Consider the following 20,937-nt stretch of genomic DNA (forward strand, 5'->3'; position numbering starts at 1 on the left):
CTCCGGGACGGCTGTCGGCCGGGGGTGTGGGGGTTGCCCCCTCATACCGCGGTACGGCTGCCGTCCGCCGAAGCGTCGCCGCGTCTGACGCGGGCCTCGGCTCCGGGACGGCTGTCGGCCGGGGGTGTGGGGGTTGCCCCCTCATACCGCGGTACGGCTGCCGTCCGCCGAAGCGTCGCCGCGTCTGACGCGGGCCTGGCTTCGCGGAGCGGCCTCGCCGCTCCGAGTGGCTTGTCGCAGCGGTACGGACTCACCTCCGGACCGTTGTGACCGGGCGGTACGTCCCCTTCGGGGCGTACCGCCCGTACCCTGTTTTAAGCAACACCTGTCGGGCGTCAAATAGCGGGCGCCCCCGACTGAAGGAACGATCCGCATGCTGATCGCTCAGCGTCCCTCGCTGACCGAAGAGGTCGTCGACGAGTACCGCTCCCGGTTCGTGATCGAGCCGCTGGAGCCGGGCTTCGGCTACACCCTCGGCAACTCCCTCCGCCGTACCCTCCTCTCCTCGATCCCGGGCGCGGCCGTCACGTCCATCCGGATCGACGGGGTCCTGCACGAGTTCACCACCGTGCCGGGCGTCAAGGAGGACGTCACCGACCTGATCCTCAACATCAAGCAGCTCGTGGTCTCCTCGGAGCACGACGAGCCGGTCGTGATGTACCTGCGCAAGCAGGGCCCGGGTCTGGTCACCGCCGCCGACATCGCGCCTCCGGCCGGTGTCGAGGTCCACAACCCCGACCTCGTCCTCGCCACCCTCAACGGCAAGGGCAAGCTGGAGATGGAGCTGACCGTCGAGCGCGGTCGCGGCTATGTCTCCGCCGTGCAGAACAAGCAGGTCGGCCAGGAGATCGGCCGGATCCCGGTCGACTCCATCTACTCGCCGGTCCTCAAGGTCACGTACAAGGTCGAGGCCACCCGAGTCGAGCAGCGCACCGACTTCGACAAGCTGATCGTCGACGTCGAGACCAAGCAGGCGATGCGTCCCCGTGACGCCATGGCCTCCGCGGGCAAGACCCTGGTCGAGCTGTTCGGTCTCGCCCGCGAGCTGAACATCGACGCCGAGGGCATCGACATGGGCCCGTCCCCGACGGACGCCGCGCTCGCCGCGGACCTGGCCCTGCCGATCGAGGAGCTGGAGCTGACGGTCCGCTCCTACAACTGCCTCAAGCGCGAGGGCATCCACTCGGTGGGCGAGCTGGTGGCCCGCTCCGAGGCGGACCTGCTCGACATCCGCAACTTCGGCGCCAAGTCGATCGACGAGGTCAAGGCGAAGCTGGCCGGGATGGGCCTGGCGCTCAAGGACAGCCCGCCCGGATTCGACCCGACCGCCGCGGCGGACGCGTTCGGCGCGGACGACGACGCGGATGCCGGTTTCGTGGAGACCGAGCAGTACTGAGGCGGCTCCCCCCGGGGCGCGCGGGCAGGACCGTAGGTCCGCTGCCCGGTGGGGGACTGCCGGTCGACTTCGGTTGATCGCGCAGTTCCTCGCGCCCCTGGCGGGGCGCACCTACTTCCCGGCCCTGAGAAGGGCCGGGCACAGTTGCCCGTAGGCGGCCGCCTGCGGGGTCCTGACATCGGTACCTGATACGGCCGGTGCAGACACAAGGAGAAACACCATGCCGAAGCCCGCCAAGGGCGCCCGTCTGGGCGGCAGCGCAGCGCACGAGCGGCTGCTCCTCGCGAACCTCGCGAAGGCGCTGTTCGAGCACGGCCGGATCACCACGACCGAGGCCAAGGCCCGTCGTCTGCGTCCGGTCGCCGAGCGGCTGATCACCAAGGCGAAGAAGGGCGACATCCACAACCGTCGCCTCGTTCTTCAGACGATCACGGACAAGGGCATCGTGCACGCGCTCTTCACCGAGATCGCTCCGCGCTACGCCGAGCGCCCGGGTGGCTACACCCGGATCACCAAGATCGGCAACCGTCGCGGTGACAACGCCAAGATGGCCGTCATCGAGCTGGTCGAGGGCGAGATCGCCAAGAAGGCGACCGTCGCCGAGGCCGAGGCCGCGACCGTGCGCGCGGTCAAGGAGGACGCCCTGAAGAAGGAGTCCGCCGAGGCCGAGGCCGCTCCGGCCGAGGACGCCAAGCCGGCCGCCGAGGCCGCCGAGGAGTCCAAGGACGCCTGATCGGTTTCCCCGATCGCGTTCCGAAGGCTGATGGACGGGCCCGTTCCCTCTCGGGGGGACGGGCCCGTTCCGTTGGCGGTATCCGCAGAGACGAGGATCTTCAGAGATGACCGATGACGGCTACGGCGTCCCGGCGGGCCGGGTGCGGGTGCGGTTCGATCTGTCGTACGACGGCACCGCGTTCTCCGGCTGGGCCAAGCAGGCCGCCGGGCGCCGGACCGTGCAGGGCGAGATCGAGGACGCGCTGCGTACGGTGACCAGGTCCCCGGAGACGTACGAGCTGACCGTCGCCGGGCGGACCGACGCCGGGGTGCACGCCCGGGGCCAGGTGGCCCATGTCGATCTGCCCGCCGGGGTGTGGGCCGAGCACCGGGAGAAGCTGCTGAAGCGGCTCGCCGGGCGGCTGTCGCGCGATGTCCGGATCTGGCGGGCCGAGGAGGCCCCCACGGGCTTCGACGCCCGGTTCTCGGCGGTCTGGCGGCGGTACGCGTACCGGATCGGCGACCATCCGGGCGGGGTCGACCCGCTGCTGCGCGGGCATGTCCTCTGGCACGACTGGCCGCTCGACGTGGCCGCGATGAACGAGGCGTCCCGGGGGCTGCTCGGCGAGCACGATTTCGCCGCGTACTGCAAGCGGCGGGAGGGCGCGACCACGATCCGTACCCTTCAGCGGCTGGAGTGGGAGCGCGACGGGGACGGGATCATCACGGCGACCGTGCGGGCCGACGCCTTCTGCCACAACATGGTCCGCTCCCTGGTGGGCGCGCTGCTCTTCGTCGGCGACGGGCACCGGCCGGTGCAGTGGCCCGCCCAGGTGCTGGCCGCGGGTGTGCGGGACTCCGCCGTCCATGTCGTACGGCCGCACGGGCTGACCCTGGAGGAGGTCGGCTATCCGGCCGACGAGCTGCTGGCGGCCCGCAGCCGCGAGGCCCGTAACAAGCGGTCGCTGCCGGTGGCCGGGGCCGGGTCAGTCGGAGGGCCCGCCGACTGCTGCTGACGCCTGGGCGGTGCCCCGGGCCGCGATCTGCTTGAAGACGAAGTCGGCGACGTCGTTGTTCATCCGGTAGGCCCGGTCGTCGCCGGGGGTGACGTTCTTCGTCCCGGTGTAGCCGGTCGCCGTGTAGTACGCGTACCGGCCGACCTGGTTGGACGTGAAGAGGCAGACCCGGCGGCCGCCCTGGCAGAAGGAGGGGACGCCCTTCCCGGCCAGCGGGGCGATGTTCCGGCTGGTCTCCTTCGCCCGCTGGGCCTCGGCCGTGGTGCCGAAGACCGCGATACCGACGGTGACCGCGAGACCGTCCCGGTGGTACGTGGCCCGGAACACCTGGTCGCAGTTGTTGGTGCGGAGCGTCGCGGCGAGGGCCCGCTGGGCGACGGCCGCGCAGTTGCCGGTCCGGTGGGTGCTCCCCTTCGCGTACGACCGGTCCCCGGCGGTGATCCGGTCGCCGGGGAAGAGGCCGTCCGCCGTCAGCGGCGCCTTGTCCTTCTTCTCGTCGGCGATGAAGTCATTGGGGTTCGGCGGGGGCGGCGGGGCGACCGAGGAGAACGAGGGGCCCGGCTCGGACGGGCCGGGCGCGGTGCTCTGCTTGCCGTCGGCCCGGTCGCCGCCGCCCTTGCCGTCGTCCGACGTGACGATCGCGGTGGCCACGATTCCGGCGATCGCCACGGTCGCCAGCACACCGCCGCCGACCATCAGCAGGCGCCGCCGCCGGGCGCGGGCCGCGGAGGCGTCCGCCAGGGCCGCCCAGTCGGGGGTGGCGCCGCCGTCCCGGCCCTGGGCGGCGTGGTTGCCGTACGGGTCGTGGCCCGGGCCTCCGGAGCCGTACGGCGCCCCGCCCTGCCACGGGTTCTGGTTCTGCGGCTGCTGTCCTTCACCGGCCCCCCACGGAGGCCCCCCCTGACCGAAGCTCATGCCGCGCATCCTAAACCGGTTGGGTGAGGGGGGTATCGACCCGCATCATCGGAGGATGGGACATCTCGAAGCCGCGCATCTGGAGTACTACCTTCCCGACGGGAGGATCCTGCTCGCCGACGCCTCCTTCCGGGTCGGCGACGGCGCGGTGGTCGCCCTGGTGGGGGCGAACGGCGCGGGCAAGACGACCCTGCTGAGGATGCTGTCGGGCGAGCTGCGGCCGCACGGGGGCTCCGTCTCGGTCAGCGGCGGGCTGGGAGTGATGCGCCAGTTCATCGGCTCCGTACGGGACGACCGCACGGTCCGCGATCTGCTGGTGTCCCTCGCCCCCGAGCGGATCAGGACGGCCGCCCTGGCGGTCGACGAGGCCGAGCGTCTGATCATGACCGTGGACGACGAGGCCGCCCAGCTGCGGTACGCGCAGGCGCTCAGCGACTGGGCGGAGGTCCGGGGGTACGAGTCCGAGACGCTCTGGGACATGTGTACGACGGCGGCGCTCGGCGTGCCGTACGAGCGGGCCCAGTTCCGGGACCTGAAGACGCTCAGCGGCGGCGAGCAGAAGCGGCTGGCGCTGGAGGCGCTGCTGCGCGGTCCGGAGGAGGTGCTGCTCCTGGACGAGCCGGACAACTATCTGGACGTGCCGGGGAAGCGGTGGCTGGAGGAGCGGCTGAAGGAGACCCGTAAGACGGTCCTCTTCGTCTCCCACGACCGCGAGCTGCTGTCCCGGGCCGCGGAGAAGATCGTCAGTGTGGAGCCCAGCCCGGCCGGATCGGACGTCTGGGTGCACGGCGGCGGCTTCGACAGCTACCACCGGGCGCGGGCGGAGCGGTTCGAGCGGTTCGAGGAGCTGCGGCGGCGCTGGGACGAGAAGCGGGCGCAGCTGAAGAAGCTGGTACTCGACCTCCAGCAGTACGCGGCCCGCAGCGACGACATGGCCTCCCGGTACCAGGCGGCCAAGACCCGGCTGCGGAAGTTCGACGAGGCGGGGCCGCCGCCCGAGCCGCCCCGGCAGCAGGAGATCCGGATGCGGCTGACCGGCGGCCGGACCGGGGTCCGGGCGGTGACCTGCGAGGGTCTTGAGCTGACCGGGCTGATGAAGCCGTTCGACCTGGAGGTGTTCTACGGCGAGCGGGTGGCCGTGCTGGGCTCGAACGGCTCGGGGAAGTCGCACTTCCTGCGGCTGCTGGCCGGGGACGGCTCGGTGGGGCACTCGGGACGGTGGAAGCTGGGCGCCCGGGTCGTGCCGGGGCACTTCGCCCAGACCCACGCCCACCCCGAGCTGGCCGGGCGGCCCCTGGTGGACATCCTGTGGACGGAGTTCGCCCGGGACCGGGGCGGCGCGATGTCCGTACTGCGCCGGTACGAGCTGGAGCGGCAGGGCGACCAGCCGTTCGACCGGCTCTCCGGCGGGCAGCAGGCGCGCTTCCAGATCCTGCTGCTGGAGCTGGCCGGGACCACGGCGCTGCTGCTGGACGAGCCCACGGACAATCTGGACCTGGAGTCGGCGCAGGCGCTCCAGGACGGTCTGGAGGCGTACGAGGGGACGGTGCTCGCGGTCACCCACGACCGGTGGTTCGCCCGCTCCTTCGACCGGTATCTGGTCTTCGGCGAGGACGGCGTGGTCCGGGAGACCGACGGGCCGGTCTGGGACGAGCGGCGGGTCCGGCGGGCGCGGTAGCCCGTACGGGAGCCCCGGGGCGGCGCCGGGCCGCTCAGCGGGACTGGAGGGCGTCCGGGGCCACGGCCGTGGAGAGCACCAGCCCGCGGTCGGGGTCCGGGTCCTGGATCCGGACCGGATAGCGGTCCCGGATGCCCCACTTCCGTTCCACCGAGAAGACCGGGACACCGTCCCGGACGAAGCCGAAGTGGAAGACGAAGGACGCGGTACCGCGAACGGCAGGACCATGTCCGCGACCTTCCACGCCCGGCGCGGTACGGCGATCCCGGCGCTGCGCTCGGTGCCCGTCGCCCCGGCCGGGCCGGTGACGTCGCGGGCCGGGCCGAGGTCCCAGACCTGGCGGGCGCGGAAGGAGCGGACTTCGTCCCGGCGGTCCTCGCCGGTGTGCGGGGCGCCCCGTTGCTTGAGGGCGAGCCGCTTCTGCCGGGCGAAGGCGATCAGAGGTCCTTCGCCGTCCCCGGCGGTGATCCGGTACTGGTTGACGACCGGGGTGATCTTCTGGATCACGACGAACTCGGTGAGCTGCTGCCCGACCGGGACGGCGGGCGGGGCCGGGCGGCCGGCCCAGGTGCCGGAAGCGGACGGGCCGGGAGACTTTCGTCGTACGAGGCACCCGGCCGCGCGTCTCGGGGCCCGCTCCGGCCCCGTACGGCTCCCGCTGCCGCGTCTCCGGACCGGTCGTCGCTCTCCGTCCCGGCCGGTCGACCGGGGGCGACTTTGACCCGTGCGAAGGGGGCCGGGTAAGCTTCTGGTTCGTTATGCGTATTGGCTTGCTCTATCTCACGTGAGGGGCCCTTACGCCGGTCCACCAGGCCGATGACCAGCGACAGGCACCCGGGTTGCGTCCCCGGCGTGCTGTCACGGCTGTCGTGATCGTTCAGGTGGCCTTGTCAGGACCTTCTTCTCCAGTCCTCGCGGACCGGGGAAGACCAACTCACTGAAGAAGCGAAGGCTACGACCGTGCGTACGTACAGCCCCAAGCCCGGCGATGTGACGCGCCAGTGGCACATCATCGACGCGCAGGACGTTGTCCTGGGCCGTCTGGCTACCACCGCCGCCACCCTTCTCCGGGGCAAGCACAAGCCGATCTACGCCCCCCACGTCGACGCTGGTGACTTCGTCATCATCATCAACGCGGACAAGGTGCACCTGTCCGGCAACAAGCGGACCCAGAAGATGGCGTACCGCCACTCCGGCTACCCGGGTGGTCTGCGTTCCGTCCGCTACGACGAGCTGCTGGCGAAGAGCCCGGAGAAGGCCGTCGAGAAGGCCGTCAAGGGCATGCTCCCCAAGAACACCCTGGGCCGTCAGATGCTCTCGAAGCTGAAGGTCTACTCGGGCGAGAACCACCCGCACGCTGCCCAGCAGCCGGTTCCGTTCGAGATCACCCAGGTCGCGCAGTAATTCCGGCCACCCCCTAAGACGAAAAGAATCTGAGGAGCATCGTGGCCGAGACCACCGCTGAGAACCCCGTCGAGGTCGAGGAGACCTACGAGGAGGTCACCACCTTCGAGTCGGAGACGCCCCTGGAGGGCGAGTACACCTCCGAGTCGATGGCGTCCCGCTTCGGCGACCCGCAGCCCGCCGCGGGCCTGGGCCGCCGCAAGAACGCCATCGCCCGCGTCCGGATCGTTCCGGGCACCGGCAAGTGGAAGATCAACGGTCGCACCCTCGAGGACTACTTCCCGAACAAGGTGCACCAGCAGGAAGTCAACGAGCCCTTCAAGGTGCTCGAGCTCGACAACCGCTACGACGTCATCGCCCGTATCGCGGGTGGCGGCGTCTCCGGCCAGGCCGGCGCCCTGCGCCTGGGCGTGGCCCGCGCGCTGAACGAGGCGGACGTGGACAACAACCGCGGCGCGCTGAAGAAGGCCGGCTTCCTGAGCCGCGACGACCGCGCCGTCGAGCGCAAGAAGGCCGGTCTGAAGAAGGCCCGTAAGGCCCCGCAGTACAGCAAGCGTTAATCACGCCTGCTCGGTCTGTTTCACACGTACGCCCCGGCGGCACTGTTCGTGCCCCCGGGGCGTACGTTTTGCACAGCTGAACGAAGCTGAACGAAGGAGTCCGCCCGTCCCGGCGGACCCTCGGGCCCGCGGCCGGGCCCGGTGTTTTCAATCCCGGAGCAGGGCTCAGGCTCACGAGGCACTTTCGGAGGACGGTTGTGGGACGACTCTTCGGCACGGACGGTGTGCGCGGTGTCGCCAACGCGGATCTGACGGCCGAGCTGGCGCTCGGTCTGTCGGTGGCGGCGGCGCACGTACTCGCCGAGGCGGGTACCTTCGAGGGCCACCGGCCCACCGCCGTGGTGGGGCGCGACCCGCGGGCGTCGGGCGAGTTCCTGGAGGCGGCCGTGGTCGCCGGTCTCGCCAGCGCCGGTGTCGACGTGCTGCGGGTCGGTGTGCTGCCGACCCCGGCGGTGGCGCATCTGACCGGGGCGCTCGGCGCCGATCTCGGTGTGATGCTCTCCGCCAGTCACAACGCCATGCCCGACAACGGCATCAAGTTCTTCGCCCGCGGCGGCCACAAGCTCGCCGACGATCTGGAGGACCGGATCGAGACGGTCTACGAGCAGCACCGCACCGGTGCGCCGTGGGACCGGCCGACCGGGGCGGGCGTCGGCCGGGTCACCGACTACGACGAGGGCTTCGACAGGTACGTCGCCCATCTCATCGCCGTACTGCCGAACCGGCTCGACGGGCTGAAGGTCGTCCTCGACGAGGCGCACGGCGCGGCGGCCCGGGTCTCCCCGGAGGCGTTCACCCGGGCGGGCGCCGAGGTGATCACGATCGGCGCCGACCCGGACGGCCTCAACATCAACGACGGCTGCGGCTCCACCCATCTGGGCCAGCTGCGGGCCGCGGTCGTGGAGCACGGCGCGGACTTCGGCATCGCCCACGACGGCGACGCGGACCGCTGCCTCGCCGTCGACGCGACGGGCGAGGAGATCGACGGCGACCAGATCCTCGCGGTGCTGGCGCTGGCCATGCGCGAGGCGGGCACCCTGCGCGGCGACACGGTCGTGGCGACCGTGATGTCGAACCTGGGCTTCAAGCTGGCGATGGAGCGCGAGGGCCTCGAACTGGTCCAGACGGCGGTAGGCGACCGCTATGTCCTGGAGTCCATGAAGGAGCACGGCTACGCGCTCGGCGGCGAGCAGTCCGGCCATGTGATCGTCCTCGACCACGCCACCACCGGCGACGGCACCCTCACCGGTCTGATGCTGGCGGCCCGGGTCGTCGCGACCGGCCGGTCCCTGGCCGATCTCGCGGGTGTGATGGAGCGGCTGCCGCAGATCCTGATCAACGTCCCGGACGTCGACAAGTCGCGGGTCCACACCTCGGCGGAGCTGGCGTCCGCGGTGACCGAGGCGGAGCGCGAGCTGGGCACCACCGGCCGCGTACTGCTCCGCCCCTCCGGTACGGAGCCGCTGGTCCGGGTCATGGTCGAGGCCGCCGACATCGAGCAGGCGCGGGCGGTCGCGGAGCGGCTGGCGGACGCGGTGAAGTCGGCCCTGGGCTGACGCGGACGGTTCTTCTCCCGTGCCCCCGGGCGTACCTGTCGTACGCCCGGGGGCACGGGTGTGTCCGGTGGTCCGCGGCGGGCCTTCCGGCCGTCCGGTCAGTCGAAGAGGGAGACGGCGCCCAGCACCCAGAGCGTGACGGCGGCGGCGGCGACGGTCAGACAGCCGAGCCCGATGAAGACGTCGGTGACCGTATCGCGCCAGGTGCGCGTCGGCTCCTCCGCATCGGGCTCGAACTCGTCGTCCTCGGGGATGCGGTCCCAGCCGACGTCCCGCCCGACCGCGTCGGAGCAGGCGGTCCGGACGGCGGCCAGCCGTTCGCGGGCGAGGTCGGAGGGCGCGTCGGACTCCGGCCCCCGCCAGGCGAGGGCCCGCATCCGGCGGCCGGGGTTGCGGTACCGCTCCTCGAAGGCCGCGGTCTCGGCCGGGTCGCGGTCCGTTTCGAGATACATCCAGCGGCCCGCCTCGGCCGGGTCCCCGTAGAGCCGGTAGACCTCGGCCAGCCGCCGGCGCGGCACCGGATCGCCGGGGTAGGACGCGACCAGTCCGCGGAGCCGCTGGCGGGCCATGGGTATGCGTCCGGCGGCGAGGTCGGCGTCGACACGGGCGAGGGTCTCTCTCAGGGCCATGAGGGCATGATCGGCCAGCGGCCGGACCGCCGTCGAACCGGTTTCGCCGACGGCCCTGATCAGGGCCGGTCGGCCCGGAGCGCCCGTTCGACCTCGGCGGCCGGGTACGGGGTCTCCCGGCTCTCCTCCGTCAGCCTGCCGTGGAACTCGGTGACGACGGCGGCGATCCGCGCGTGCCGGACGATCGCGGCCCGGGCGGCCTCGGGCCCCGGCGGTGGCTCGGCCCCGTCGGCACAGGCCCGGATCAGGGCCTCGCGCTCGGGCCGCCGGTACCCGTAGACGGCGCTGATCAGCCAGTTGACCAGATAGCTCAGGGCATACGCCGGGTCGTGGGCGCGGTGCCGGGCGGCGAAGTCGCGTTCGGCGGGGGAGAGATCGAAGCCGGGGGAGAGGGCGAGCCCGAAGTCGGTGAAGCGGAGCCGGCGGCCGTCGGTGAGGACATTGCCGAAGTGGCCGTCGAAGTGCAGCAGCCCCAGCTCGTTCATGGCCCGTACCCCGGCGGTCAGTTGCTCCTCGACGGACCGTACGGCGGCGTCCGCCGTGCCCCGGTCGGCCCCGATCCGCGCGGAGAGCCAGTCGTGCAGGGTCTCCGGCAGCCGCTCCAGGAACAGGACGAGACTCGCGGGGGAGCCCCGCAGCCCCTCGATCCGCCGCCGGATCCCGTCCCCGCCGCCCCAGTAGGCCACGGCCCTTTCGACATCGGCGAGTTCGGCGGGCAGCGGCGAGGGTTCCCCGGGCAGTACCCGCCAGTGATAGAGCAGGGGAAAGCCGTCATGGGCCCCGGTCAGCGCCCAGTCGGTGGTCATCCGGTGCGCGGCCAGCTCACGCCACGCCCCGAACCCCGGACTGCCGGGCAGGCCGACGCCGTAGTGGCAGTACGCGGGCAGCCCGAAGACATCGGCGGTCGAGTACCGGTGCTCCGGGACCAGTTCGCCGGCGGTGAGGGGTACGCGCTTCACGAAGACGGGCGTCCCGGCGACGTCCAGCACCCCCGTGGCACCCCCGATCCCGGCCCCCAGCGGCACGACCCCCGCCAGCACCTCCCCGAGTCGCCGCTCCCCGACCGCCGCGAGCCACCCGCCGACCTTCTCGTACGCGCCCAGCCGCGCGCCGTGGTCCGGTCCGGTGCCCATGGTGGTTCTCCCTCCTGGGGCGGGGTGTCCGGGCACTGTACGCGGGCGGCGGCTATCACGGTCCGATGGCAGGACACCTTGTGGAAAAAGGGGGCCGTCCGGCCGGGAGACCCCACCGGCAGTCGGCGATTCGGACGTACGGCCGTCCGGCGCCCGCACCGCCCTGCTCGCGGCTCTCCCCTCCTTGATCACCGAACTCGAACGCGGCGCTCCGGATCCAGCCGATCCCCACCGCGTTCGGGTGGTGGACCTCACCGACTGGTAAGTCGAAATTCTCTTCGATTTCCCGGGAGTGCCGTCCGTGTGGTCCCGATCGTGGCGGATCCGTCCGGGGAGGTCGGGGCGGGTGTCCGGGGGCGCGGCCGGGGCATGGGCGGTGCGTCGTTGCCCGCCGGGCCTTCGTGCATCCGGGGGATTCCGCGCGCCGCTCCTCGACCAAGCGCTAACGGAATGTCAGGATGACGCAACTCACCCTGTTTCCAAGGGTGTTGGAGGGGTGTTGACGGCCTCAGGGCTTCGCCCGCTTCTTCTGGCGGGTCCAGAAGAGTTTCTGGGCCAGCAGGGTCAGGGTGCCCGCCGTCATGATGCCGAGGAGGTTGAGGAGGAGCTGTTCCGTCGAGCCCCAGGCCTGGCGGTACTCGTCGAAGGAGAAGGCGACCGCCGCGTTGGCCGCCGCCGGGATCGTGGTGACCGAGATGGCGACGCCGACGAGGGCGCCGGACTTGGCGGAGGTGAGGGAGAGGGTGCCCGCGACGCCCGCGAGGATGGCGACGACCAGGGAGAACTCGTCGGGCTGGTAGATGAAGTTGGTGTTGGGGCGGGGGGCTTCGAGGGCGGCCGCGTCGAAGAGGTCGAACCAGGTCATCAGGTGGCTGAAGCCGACCGTGACGGACATCGCGGTGGCGAAGCCGATCAGCAGGGCCAGCAGGGAGCGGGCCGCCAGCCGGGGCGCGCGGCGGACCAGGGCGGTGGAGAGGCCCGCCAGGGGGCCGAATTCGGGGCCCACCGCCATCGCGCCGACGATCAGGATCGCGTTGTCGAGGACCACGCCGCAGGCGGCGATCATCGTGGCCAGCGACATGAAGGCCAGATATGTGGCCGAGAGGGTCGACTCCTCGTGGGTGGCGTCCTCCAGGTGGTCCCAGAGGACCGCGTCCGCGCTCTCGCCGGGGGCCTCGTGTTCCGCGTGGTCGGCGCGGCGGGAGACGGAGAGGTCGATGTTCTCGACCGCGATGCAGCCGGTCTCGTCGATGCCCAGTTCCCGTAGGTCGGCGATGAGTTCGTCGGCGGCCTCCCGGGCCACGTCGCAGAGGACCAGGTCGCCCGCCGGGTCCCGGGCCGCGCCCGGCAGGACGACCAGGTGGGCGGTGCCGACCGCGGCTTCGAGCAGCCGGGTGACGTCGGCGGTGCGGTCGGCGGGGGTGATCAGTCGCAGATGCAGCACGCCGGGCGGCTCCCCACGGTCCGGGACGGTCAGAGTTTGCGCAGGGAGAGCCGTCGCACCTTGTGGTCGGGGCCCTTGCGCACCACCAGGGTGGCACGGCCGCGGGTCGGAGCCACGTTCTGGAGGAGGTTCGGCTTGTTGACGGTGCGCCAGGTGGTGCGGGCGTACTCCATCGCCTCCTCCTCGGTGACCTCGGTGTACTTGCGGAAGTACGAGGACGGGTCCCGGAACGCGGTCTCCCGGAGCTGCCGGAACCGGTTCAGGTACCAGGTCTCGATGTCCTCGGGGCGGGCGTCGACATAGACCGAGAAGTCGAAGTAGTCGGCGAGCGCGACCCGGGTCCGGCCGTCCTGGCCGGGGAGGGCGGGCTGGAGGACGTTGATGCCTTCCACGATGAGGATGTCGGGACGGCGTACCACCAGCCGCTCGCCGGGCACGATGTCGTAGATCAGATGGGAGTAGACGGGTGCGGTGACCTCGTCCTTGCCCGCCTTGATGTCGGCGACGAACCGGGTCAGCGCCCGGCGGTCGTACGACTCCGGGAACCCCTTGCGGGACATCAGGTCCCGGGCCTTCAGCTCCTTCATCGGCAGCAGGAAGCCGTCGGTGGTGACCCGCTCCACCCGGGGGTGTTCGGGCCAGCGGGCCAGCAGGGCCTGGAGCAGCCGGGCGACCGTCGACTTGCCGACCGCGACCGAGCCCGCGACCCCTATGACGAAGGGGGTGCCGCGCTGGGGGACCTGGCCGCCGCCGGTGTCCCCGAGGAAGGTGTTCAGGGCCCCGCGGAGTTCGCCGGTGGCCTTGACGTAGAGGTTCAGCAGCCGGGAGAGCGGCAGGTAGACGTCCCGTACCTCGTCCAGGTCGATCACGTCCCCGAGGCCGCGCAGCCGCTCGACCTCGTCGGCGGTGAGCGGTAGCGGGGTCTTGTCGCGCAGCGCGCTCCACTCCGCCCGGGTGAGGTCGACGTACGGGGTGGCGTCGGCGGCCTTGCGGTGGGTGTTCCGTGGCGGCGTCGTGATCACAGGCCCATTGTCGGTGCCGGGCGGCGGAAGCGGGCCGTGGGGTCCGTCACGCGGGTGGTGACAGGGGTGATAACAGGGGTCGCGAGGGTGGAAGGGGAGGGGTCCCTGGTGTGCCTGGGACAGGTGAGGCTTGTGGTCCGTGAGGGCTGGGCGGGTGGCGTGCCGCCGGGCGACGGGCGGTGGTGCGGACGCGGTACGGCTCCGGCGCCGTACAGTGCGGCATATGTGTGGAATCGTGGGGTATGTCGGAGGGCAGTCGGCGCTGGACGTCGTGGTCGCCGGCCTCAAGCGGCTGGAGTACCGCGGCTACGACTCCGCCGGGGTCGCCGTACTCGCCGACGGGGGCATCGCCGCCGCCCGGAAGGCCGGAAAGCTGGTCAATCTGGAGAAGGCGCTGGTCGAACGGCCCCTGCCGGCCGGATCAACCGGGATCGGGCACACCCGCTGGGCCACCCACGGCGGCCCCACCGACGCCAACGCGCATCCGCATCTCGACAACGCGGGCCGGGTCGCCGTCGTCCACAACGGCATCATCGAGAACTTCGCCGCCCTCCGGGCCGAACTGGCGGACCGGGGTCATCGGCTGGACTCCGAGACCGATACCGAGGTCGCCGCCCATCTGCTCGCCGAGTCCTTCTCCTCCTGCGGTGATCTCGCCGACGCGATGCGGCTCGTCTGCCGTCGGCTCGAAGGCGCGTTCACCCTGGTCGCCGTACACGCCGACCAGCCCGGTACCGTCGTCGGCGCCCGGCGGAACTCGCCCCTGGTCGTCGGGGTCGGCGAGGAGGAGTCCTTCCTCGCCTCCGACGTCTCCGCCTTCATCGCGTACACCCGCTCCGCGATCGAACTGGGCCAGGACCAGGTCGTGGAGGTGCGCCGGGACGGGATCACCGTCACCGGCTTCGACGGCGCCCCGGCCGAGGTCCGTCCGTACCACGTCGACTGGGACGTGTCGGCGGCCGAGAAGGGCGGCTACGCCTCCTTCATGCTCAAGGAGATCGCCGAGCAGCCGCGGGCCGTCGCCGACACCCTGCTGGGCCGGGTGGACGCGGACGGGTCCCTGACCCTGGACGAGGTCCGGATCCCGGTACCCGAGCTGCGGGCGGTGGAGAAGGTCGTGGTCGTCGCCTGCGGGACGGCGTTCCACGCGGGTCTGATCGCCAAGTACGCGATCGAGCACTGGACCAGGATCCCCTGTGAGGTCGAGCTGGCGAGCGAGTTCCGCTACCGGGACCCGATCCTCGACCGGCGGTCCCTGGTGATCGCGATCTCCCAGTCCGGCGAGACCATGGACACCCTGATGGCGGTCCGGCACGCCCGGGAGCAGGGCGCGAAGGTCCTCGCGGTCTGCAACACCAACGGCTCCACCATTCCGCGCGAGTCGGACGCCGTGCTCTACACCCATGCCGGTCCCGAGGTCGCCGTCGCCTCCACCAAGGCGTTCCTCACCCAGCTCGTCGCCTGCTATCTGGTCGCCCTCTATCTGGGGCAGGCGCGCGGGACGACCTGGGGCGACGAGATCCGGGCGGTCATCCGCGACCTGGCCGGGGTCCCGGCCGCGCTCGACCGCGTACTGGAGACCACGGAGCCGGTACGCGCCCTCGCCCGCTCGCTGGCCGGTCAGGGCACCGTCCTCTTCCTGGGCCGCCATGTCGGCTATCCGGTCGCCCTGGAGGGCGCGCTCAAGCTGAAGGAACTGGCCTATATGCATGCCGAGGGCTTCGCCGCGGGTGAGCTGAAGCACGGTCCGATCGCCCTGGTGGAAGCCGGGCTCCCGGTGGTCGTCGTGGTGCCGTCTCCCCGGGGCCGGTCGGTGCTCCACGGCAAGATCGTCTCCAATATCCAGGAGATCAGGGCGCGGGGGGCGCGGACCGTGGTGATCGCGGAGGAGGGCGACGAGGCGGTGGTGCCGTACGCGGATCATCTGGTCCGGATCCCGGCCGTCCCGACCCTGCTCCAGCCGCTGGTCGCTACGGTTCCGTTGCAGGTGTTCGCCTGTGAGCTGGCCACGGCCCGGGGCAACGAGGTCGACCAGCCGCGCAATCTGGCCAAGTCCGTGACCGTGGAGTAGTGAGTCAACAGATGATCATCGGGGTGGGGATCGACGTCGCCGAGATCGACCGGTTCGCGGCGTCGCTGCGGCGTACGCCGGGGATGGCCCGGCGGCTCTTCCTGGAACGCGAGCTGCTGCTGCCCAGCGGGGAGCGGCGGGGGTACGCGTCCCTCGCGGCCAGGTTCGCCGCGAAGGAGGCGGTGGCGAAGGCGCTGGGCGCTCCGCCGGGCCTCCAGTGGACGGACGCGGAGATCCGCGTCGAGTCCGACGGGCGCCCCCGGCTGGAGGTCTACGGCACGGTGGCGGCGCGGGCGACGGCGCTGGGGGTGCGCTCCTGGCATATCTCCCTCAGCCATGACGCGGGCGTGGCGTCGGCGGTGGCGATCGCGGAGGGGTGACGGGCCGTCCGCGGCGGGCTCGGAGGGGGCTGGGCTCCGACGGGCGGCGGGTCGGCCGGGGCGGCGGTCGGCGGGCGGCGATGAGCGGGTGCCGCGGAACACCGGTGCCGCCGCCCGTTCCCCGGGGAGGGAGGAGGGCGGCGGCACCGGTGGGTCCCGCGGGGGGTGTAGGGCCCCGGTGAGGGCCGGGACGGCCCGCGCGAGCCTTGCAGGGGCGCGCGGTCCGTCCCGGCCGGCGGGTGTTCCGGCCGGTGGGGTGTTCCGGGCCGGGTCAGGCCGTCCCGCGACGGCGGTGGACCAGGAAGGTGGCCAGGGCGCCCGCGACCGCGAGTCCGGCCGCCGCGCCGGTGAGGGCGAAGGCGCTCGTACCGGTGGAGGCGAGCGATCCGCCGCCGGATCCGCCGGTACCGCCGCCGGACGCGCCGCCGCCGGTGGAGCCGCCGCCTGCCGAACCGCCGCCCGAGGCACCCGTCGTACCGCTGTTTCCGCCGCCCGTGGAGTGGCCGCCGGTGCTGCCGGAGGACGAGCCGCCCGACGAGCCGCCGTTGGCCGAACCGTTGGACGAACCGCCGGCCGAGCCGGGCGGCGGCTCCTGCGTGGCCTCCTTCACCGTCAGTGCGGCCGGGGCGGAGCGCAGGGACCCGACGGGGTTGGAGAAGACCGCCCGGTAGCGGTTCCCGTCGTGCTCCCTCGCCGCCGTGAAGGTGAGCTTCGGGCCCGACGCGCCGGCGATCGGCAGCCAGGCCGAGCCGTCCGAGCTGACCTCCCAGCCGTTGACGGGCGCCGGGAAGCCCGTCGCCGCGGCCGTGAACTCGGCCTTCCCGCCCGCCGTGACCGTCGCCGCCTTCGGGGCCCGGGTCACCGCCGGGGAGACCTGTCGCTGGCTGTGGGTCACCTTGCCGTCGGCGACCGTGAAGACGCCGCGGACCTCCGGATCGAGGGTGATCCCGGAGGGCTGGTCGCCGACCTCCAGTACCTCGGTCTTCCCGGTCCTCACATCGATCGCGGCGACCTCCGGCGCCTGGGTCCGGGCCACGTACAGCGTCTCGGTGGACGCGTCGAACGCCATCGCCTTCGGGTTGGGGCCCGCGGGCAGGGTGCCGGTGACCTTGTTCGCCGCCAGGTCGACGGCGAAGGCCGTGCCCGCCGCCAGATTGGCGACATAGCCGGTACGGGTCTTCGGGTCGACTGTGAGCCCCATACTGCCGAGCGCCGACGTGCCCAGGCTCAGCTCGCTCGTGACCGCCCCGGTCTTCCCGTCGATGCCGTTCAGGATGTTGTGGAACGTCATCGGCGAGGTGGAGGTGTTGGGCCCGACATGGGTGGCGTACGCGCGGTCCGCCGAGGTGTCGACGGCCAGCCCCGCGGGCGGGAACCGGAGTACGGCCGGTGCGCCGATCCGCTGCCAGTCGGCGGACGCCGTCCTCCCGGTGGTGAAGGTCGTGACCGACCTCCTTGACGGTTCGGCGGCGTAGACCCGCCCGGCCGAGGGATCGACGGCCAGCAGACTCACATGGGCGTCCAGCAGCGCCTTGTCCGTCAGCTCGCCGGACTTCGTGTCGTACGTCGCCAGCCGCCCGTCGAAGGCCAGATGCAGGGCGTTCGCGCCGGAGTCCAGTGCCATCGCCGAGACCGCGCCCGGCAGTACGGCGGGGGCGCCGACGGCCTGCCCCGTGGTGGTGTCGTAGGTCGTCAGCCGCCGCTCGGTGCCGCTGTCGCTCGCCACGTACAGCCGCCCCTTCGCCGGGTCGGCCACCGCGTGGTCGGCGCCGCCGACGGGCGGGGTGAGGGTCCGCAGCGCCTGGTGCCGTACGGTCCCGGCCGGGACCTCGGGCGCGGGCGGTCCGCCGCCCGCCGCGAAGGTGAACGGGACGATGACGTCCTGGTCGCGGTCGGAGATATGGGTGTGGTCCGCCCGGGTGACGACGGCACAGCGGGCCTGGGTGCAGTCCGCGCCGCTGTCCTTCGCCTTGAGGGTCAGATCGAAGGTGAAGCTCCCCTTGCCGTCGCCGTCGGCGGTGAACTTCTTCACCAGGCCGACGCCGTAGGGCGGCGGGTTGTTGGAGATCCAGTAGGAGGAACCGGAACTTCCGGAGAAATCACTGCCGCCCAGGCAGGGGCTGGGCTGCTCGCCGGGCTCGGGAACCCGGCAGACCGCCAGGTAGATGCCCTTGGTGACGTCGTAACCGGTGCCGGAGACCCGGACCTTCTGTCCGGCCGGGTCGATATTCGCCGTCTCGGAGACGGTCAGCTTCTGGCCGGTGGGCCCGGTGGCCTCGCCGGGCGTGGCCGCCGCGGCCGTTCCCGGCGCCGCCGCGGTGAGGGCCGCGGCGGCGAACAGGAACGGCGCGGCGAAGGCCACGAGGCGTCCGGCGCTTCTGGTGCGCGTGGGCATGGGTTAGGAGAACGTCACCGGGACGTAGACGTCGTACTTGCGGTCATTGGTATCGAAGTGGTCGGCGCGGGTGACGATCGCGCAGGTCACGCCGTTCTGGCCGCAGGTGACGGAGGGCGAGATCTGCGCCTTGACGTGGATCTGGACCGAGAAGCCGCCGCGACCCGCCGCGACCGTGTACGGCGAGGAGTTGTTCGGGGCCATCCAGTACCAGTCCTTGTTGACCCAGTGCGACGCGCCCGTCGTACCGGCCTGGTCCTGGCCGCCGAGACACGGCGTCGGCTTGGCGTTCCAGGTCGACGGGTCGGTGACGTTCACACCCGCGGGCACCGCGCACAGGCCCACGTACACACCCCGCGAGGGGTTGTAGCCGGAACCGCTGACGGTGACGTTCTGCCCGGTCGCCGCGGCCGTGTTCGGGGCGGTCAGGGAGAGGTTGTACGTCGCCCCGTCCACCACCGTTCTCGTCACGGTCGCCGCGGACGCGGAGGAGGCGAGGCCCAGGGTGAGGGCGGCGGCACCGAGCGCGGCGACACCGGCGCGGGCGGCCGTACGAGCGGCCTTGCTGGGGGCCTTGGTGGCGGCAGAGCGCATGGGTGGGGGCACCTTTCGGTTTCGGGGAAGGCCAGGAGTGGTCGCGAAACGCTCACGACCACTTAGGTAAGGCAAACCTAAGTTCGACTTGAGGTCGCGTCAACCCCGCGGTGAGGCCGGGGTACGCGCCCACGCGGTCCGGCGCCTGAGACCTCGTCAGCGGCCCCTCCGGGGAGGGCCGGGGCCTCCGGGGCCCGGGCGTGGTGGGGGCGCGGCCGGACGAAGGGTGGGGGAGACTCGGACCATGCGTACCGCCCACACCGTGGACACCGTCCGCCGCGCCGAGGCCGAACTGATGGCCCGGCTCCCCGACGGCACCCTGATGGCGCGCGCCGCCGCCGGACTCGCCGCCGTCTGCGCCCGGCTCCTGCGGGGCGGACCGGGCGGCGGGCCCGGCGGCGGACCGGCCGGCGGACCGGCCGGCCGGGTCTACGGGTCACGGGTCGTCGTCCTCGCGGGCGGCGGCGACAACGGCGGCGACGCCCTTTACGCGGGCGCCCGGCTCGCCCGCCGGGGCGCCGCGGTGAGCGCCGTACTCCTCGCCCCCGACCGGGCCCACCCCGGCGGCCTCGCGGCGCTGCTCGCGGCGGGCGGCCGGGTCGCCGACGACCCGTACGAGGTCCTGGCCGCGGCCGACCTCGTACTCGACGGGATCACCGGCATCGGCGGCCGAGGCGGACTCCGCCCCGACGCCGTGCCCGTGGCCCGCGCCGCCCGGGGCTCCCGGGCCGTGATCGTCGCCGTCGACCTGCCCAGCGGCGTCGAAGCCGACAGCGGCGAGGTGCGCGGCGAGCCGCTCCGGGCCGATCTGACCGTCGTCTTCGGCACGGAGAAGCCGGGGCTCCTCGTCGACCCGGCGCGCGAACACGCGGGCGCGGTACACCTCGTCGACATCGGACTCGGCGGCGTACTGCCGTCCGTACCGGCGCTGGAGGCCCTCCAGCACGCCGACGTGGCCCGGCTGCTGCCCCGGCCCGGCGCGGCCGACGACAAATACCGGCGCGGTGTCGTCGGGATCGCCGCGGGCTCCGCGCGCTACCCGGGCGCGGCGGTCCTCGCGGTCGCGGGCGCCCTGCGGGGCGGCGCCGGAGCCGTACGGTACGTCGGGCACGCCGCCGACCAGGTGATCGCCCGCTACCCCGAGACGCTGGTCCACGCCGGGCCGCCGGAGAAGGCGGGCCGCGTCCAGGCCTGGGTCGTCGGGCCCGGACTCGGCGACGAACTCGACGCCGTCGCGGAGATCCTCGCCGCGCCCGTCCCCGTACTGGTCGACGCGGACGGACTGCGCCGCCTCGCCGACGAACCCGGCCTGCTGCGGGACCGCGCCGCGCCCACCCTGCTCACCCCGCACGCAGGCGAGGCGGCGGCGCTCCTCGGCACCACCCGCGACGAGGTCGAGGCCGGACGGCTCGCCGCCGTCCGGGAACTCGCGGGCCGGTACGGGGCGACGGTCCTGCTCAAGGGCTCCACGACCCTGGTCGCCGACGCGGACCCGGGAACACCGGTCCGGGCCGACACGATGGGCACACCATGGCTGGCGACGGCGGGCTCCGGGGACGTGCTCTCCGGCCTCGCGGGCTCCCTCCTCGCGACGGGCCTCTCCGCGCGGGACGCGGGCTCCGCCGCGGCCTACCTCCACGGCCTGTCGGCCCGCACGGCCGCGACCCGGGTCGGCACCCCGGTCACGGCCCCCGACATCGCGACGACCCTCCCTGCGGCGTGGCGCGACATCCAGTCCCCCTGAGGGCCATCGCCGTCCCGCCTCGGACGGAGGGGGCGGCGTTCGGGGGCGCGGCCCCCAGCGCCTCGGCCCTTCGGGTGAGGGCCACGCCATCCGACCTGCCGGGCGGGTGTTGTCGGGCGACCGCCCGCCGTCTGTAGCTGGTCGCGCAGTTCCCCGCGCCCCTAAATGCTCTCCCCAGCGCCGTCCCTGAAAAGGGCCCCGCCTCCCTGCAAGGGCGGTGACGAGGGCAACCCAGGGGCTCGGGGAACTGCGAGACGAGCCACCGGCGGTCCGCGGGCCGCCGGTG

At 72.7% G+C, this 20,937-nt stretch carries 18 protein-coding genes; 10 read left to right on the forward strand and 8 right to left on the reverse strand.

Features of this window, described 5'->3' with window-relative positions; genetic code table 11:
- The first annotated feature begins 373 nt into the window (after positions 1–373).
- The 3 genes from ABZ714_RS05575 (at position 374) to truA (ending at position 3,126) form a co-directional block, all read left to right on the forward strand.
- A complete protein-coding gene (locus ABZ714_RS05575) occupies positions 374–1,396 on the forward strand; it encodes a DNA-directed RNA polymerase subunit alpha (protein WP_003956430.1) in 1,023 nt (340 codons plus the stop codon).
- Between the two features lie 220 nt (positions 1,397–1,616).
- Entirely contained in the window at positions 1,617–2,129 is a 513-nt protein-coding gene (rplQ, locus tag ABZ714_RS05580) for a 50S ribosomal protein L17 (RefSeq protein WP_358823846.1), read from the forward strand.
- Positions 2,130–2,235: 106 nt separating this feature from the next.
- Positions 2,236–3,126, forward strand: a complete 891-nt coding sequence (truA, locus tag ABZ714_RS05585; RefSeq protein ID WP_358823847.1) for a tRNA pseudouridine(38-40) synthase TruA — start codon at positions 2,236–2,238, stop codon at positions 3,124–3,126.
- Here the strand turns inward: truA and ABZ714_RS05590 are convergent.
- Positions 3,097–4,041, reverse strand: a complete 945-nt coding sequence (locus ABZ714_RS05590; protein ID WP_358823848.1) for a hypothetical protein — start codon at positions 4,039–4,041, stop codon at positions 3,097–3,099. The two genes, truA and ABZ714_RS05590, sit on opposite strands and share 30 nt — an antisense overlap.
- Positions 4,042–4,096: 55 nt before the next feature.
- Between ABZ714_RS05590 and ABZ714_RS05595 the strand changes: the two genes are divergently transcribed.
- Positions 4,097–5,719 carry an ATP-binding cassette domain-containing protein gene (locus ABZ714_RS05595; protein ID WP_358823849.1) on the forward strand — a complete coding sequence of 541 codons (1,623 nt, stop codon included), beginning with the start codon at positions 4,097–4,099 and terminating at the stop codon, positions 5,717–5,719.
- A 34-nt stretch (positions 5,720–5,753) separates the two neighbouring features.
- Here the strand turns inward: ABZ714_RS05595 and ABZ714_RS05600 are convergent, their stop codons facing one another.
- Positions 5,754–5,963, reverse strand: a complete 210-nt coding sequence (locus ABZ714_RS05600; RefSeq protein ID WP_358823850.1) for a hypothetical protein — start codon at positions 5,961–5,963, stop codon at positions 5,754–5,756.
- Between the two features lie 716 nt (positions 5,964–6,679).
- Between ABZ714_RS05600 and rplM the strand changes: the two genes are divergently transcribed.
- From rplM to glmM, 3 genes are all read left to right on the forward strand, one after another.
- A complete protein-coding gene (gene rplM, locus ABZ714_RS05605) occupies positions 6,680–7,123 on the forward strand; it encodes a 50S ribosomal protein L13 (protein ID WP_358823851.1) in 444 nt (147 codons plus the stop codon).
- A gap of 41 nt (positions 7,124–7,164) precedes the next feature.
- Positions 7,165–7,683, forward strand: coding sequence for a 30S ribosomal protein S9 (rpsI, locus tag ABZ714_RS05610; protein ID WP_358823852.1), 519 nt, complete (start codon positions 7,165–7,167; stop codon positions 7,681–7,683).
- Positions 7,684–7,880: 197 nt separating this feature from the next.
- Positions 7,881–9,239 (forward strand): phosphoglucosamine mutase, encoded by a 1,359-nt coding sequence (gene glmM, locus ABZ714_RS05615; RefSeq protein WP_358823853.1) that lies wholly within the window; start codon positions 7,881–7,883, stop codon positions 9,237–9,239.
- A gap of 98 nt (positions 9,240–9,337) precedes the next feature.
- Here glmM and ABZ714_RS05620 read toward each other — a convergent pair whose 3' ends face one another.
- The 4 genes from ABZ714_RS05620 to coaA all read right to left on the reverse strand — a co-directional run bounded on the left by ABZ714_RS05620 (position 9,338) and on the right by coaA (position 13,467).
- Positions 9,338–9,868 (reverse strand): DUF6584 family protein, encoded by a 531-nt coding sequence (locus tag ABZ714_RS05620; protein ID WP_358823854.1) that lies wholly within the window; start codon positions 9,866–9,868, stop codon positions 9,338–9,340.
- A gap of 59 nt (positions 9,869–9,927) precedes the next feature.
- Positions 9,928–11,001: a protein kinase family protein gene (locus ABZ714_RS05625; RefSeq protein ID WP_358823855.1), complete on the reverse strand. Its 1,074-nt coding sequence runs from the start codon at positions 10,999–11,001 to the stop codon at positions 9,928–9,930.
- A gap of 508 nt (positions 11,002–11,509) precedes the next feature.
- Entirely contained in the window at positions 11,510–12,445 is a 936-nt protein-coding gene (locus ABZ714_RS05630) for a DUF389 domain-containing protein (protein WP_358823856.1), read from the reverse strand.
- 29 nt (positions 12,446–12,474) lie between these two features.
- Positions 12,475–13,467 carry a type I pantothenate kinase gene (gene coaA / locus ABZ714_RS05635; protein WP_358823857.1) on the reverse strand — a complete coding sequence of 331 codons (993 nt, stop codon included), beginning with the start codon at positions 13,465–13,467 and terminating at the stop codon, positions 12,475–12,477.
- 223 nt (positions 13,468–13,690) lie between these two features.
- Between coaA and glmS the strand changes: the two genes are divergently transcribed.
- Positions 13,691–15,538 carry a glutamine--fructose-6-phosphate transaminase (isomerizing) gene (glmS, locus tag ABZ714_RS05640; RefSeq protein WP_358823858.1) on the forward strand — a complete coding sequence of 616 codons (1,848 nt, stop codon included), beginning with the start codon at positions 13,691–13,693 and terminating at the stop codon, positions 15,536–15,538.
- Between the two features lie 11 nt (positions 15,539–15,549).
- Positions 15,550–15,918 (forward strand): holo-ACP synthase, encoded by a 369-nt coding sequence (locus ABZ714_RS05645; protein WP_358823978.1) that lies wholly within the window; start codon positions 15,550–15,552, stop codon positions 15,916–15,918.
- Positions 15,919–16,189: 271 nt separating this feature from the next.
- On the opposite strand, the gene ABZ714_RS05650 is transcribed toward ABZ714_RS05645, so the two are convergent.
- Complete coding sequence (locus ABZ714_RS05650; protein ID WP_358823859.1) at positions 16,190–18,313, reverse strand: endoglucanase; 2,124 nt, start codon at positions 18,311–18,313, stop codon at positions 16,190–16,192.
- Between the two features lie 3 nt (positions 18,314–18,316).
- On the reverse strand, positions 18,317–18,907 hold the full coding sequence (locus ABZ714_RS05655) for a hypothetical protein (RefSeq protein WP_358823860.1): 591 nt from the start codon (positions 18,905–18,907) through the stop codon (positions 18,317–18,319).
- Positions 18,908–19,151: 244 nt separating this feature from the next.
- Between ABZ714_RS05655 and ABZ714_RS05660 the strand changes: the two genes are divergently transcribed.
- Positions 19,152–20,651: an NAD(P)H-hydrate dehydratase gene (locus tag ABZ714_RS05660; RefSeq protein WP_358823861.1), complete on the forward strand. Its 1,500-nt coding sequence runs from the start codon at positions 19,152–19,154 to the stop codon at positions 20,649–20,651.
- Positions 20,652–20,937 lie beyond the last annotated feature (286 nt).

Origin of the sequence: Streptomyces sp. NPDC006798 (assembly GCF_040635975.1) — a bacterium.
Lineage (GTDB): Bacteria > Actinomycetota > Actinomycetes > Streptomycetales > Streptomycetaceae > Streptomyces.

Bases quoted from the DNA above. Each gene is read 5' to 3' on its own strand.
- ABZ714_RS05625 (WP_358823855.1), bottom strand. From the start codon at position 11,001: ATGGGCACCGGACCGGACCACGGCGCGCGGCTGGGCGCGTACGAGAAG.
- ABZ714_RS05645 (WP_358823978.1), top strand. From the start codon at position 15,550: ATGATCATCGGGGTGGGGATCGACGTCGCCGAGATCGACCGGTTCGCG.
- ABZ714_RS05575 (WP_003956430.1), top strand. From the start codon at position 374: ATGCTGATCGCTCAGCGTCCCTCGCTGACCGAAGAGGTCGTCGACGAG.
- ABZ714_RS05590 (WP_358823848.1), bottom strand. From the start codon at position 4,041: ATGAGCTTCGGTCAGGGGGGGCCTCCGTGGGGGGCCGGTGAAGGACAG.
- ABZ714_RS05655 (WP_358823860.1), bottom strand. From the start codon at position 18,907: ATGCGCTCTGCCGCCACCAAGGCCCCCAGCAAGGCCGCTCGTACGGCC.
- glmS (WP_358823858.1), top strand. From the start codon at position 13,691: ATGTGTGGAATCGTGGGGTATGTCGGAGGGCAGTCGGCGCTGGACGTC.
- rplQ (WP_358823846.1), top strand. From the start codon at position 1,617: ATGCCGAAGCCCGCCAAGGGCGCCCGTCTGGGCGGCAGCGCAGCGCAC.
- ABZ714_RS05620 (WP_358823854.1), bottom strand. From the start codon at position 9,868: ATGGCCCTGAGAGAGACCCTCGCCCGTGTCGACGCCGACCTCGCCGCC.
- ABZ714_RS05595 (WP_358823849.1), top strand. From the start codon at position 4,097: ATGGGACATCTCGAAGCCGCGCATCTGGAGTACTACCTTCCCGACGGG.
- ABZ714_RS05660 (WP_358823861.1), top strand. From the start codon at position 19,152: ATGCGTACCGCCCACACCGTGGACACCGTCCGCCGCGCCGAGGCCGAA.
- truA (WP_358823847.1), top strand. From the start codon at position 2,236: ATGACCGATGACGGCTACGGCGTCCCGGCGGGCCGGGTGCGGGTGCGG.
- ABZ714_RS05650 (WP_358823859.1), bottom strand. From the start codon at position 18,313: ATGCCCACGCGCACCAGAAGCGCCGGACGCCTCGTGGCCTTCGCCGCG.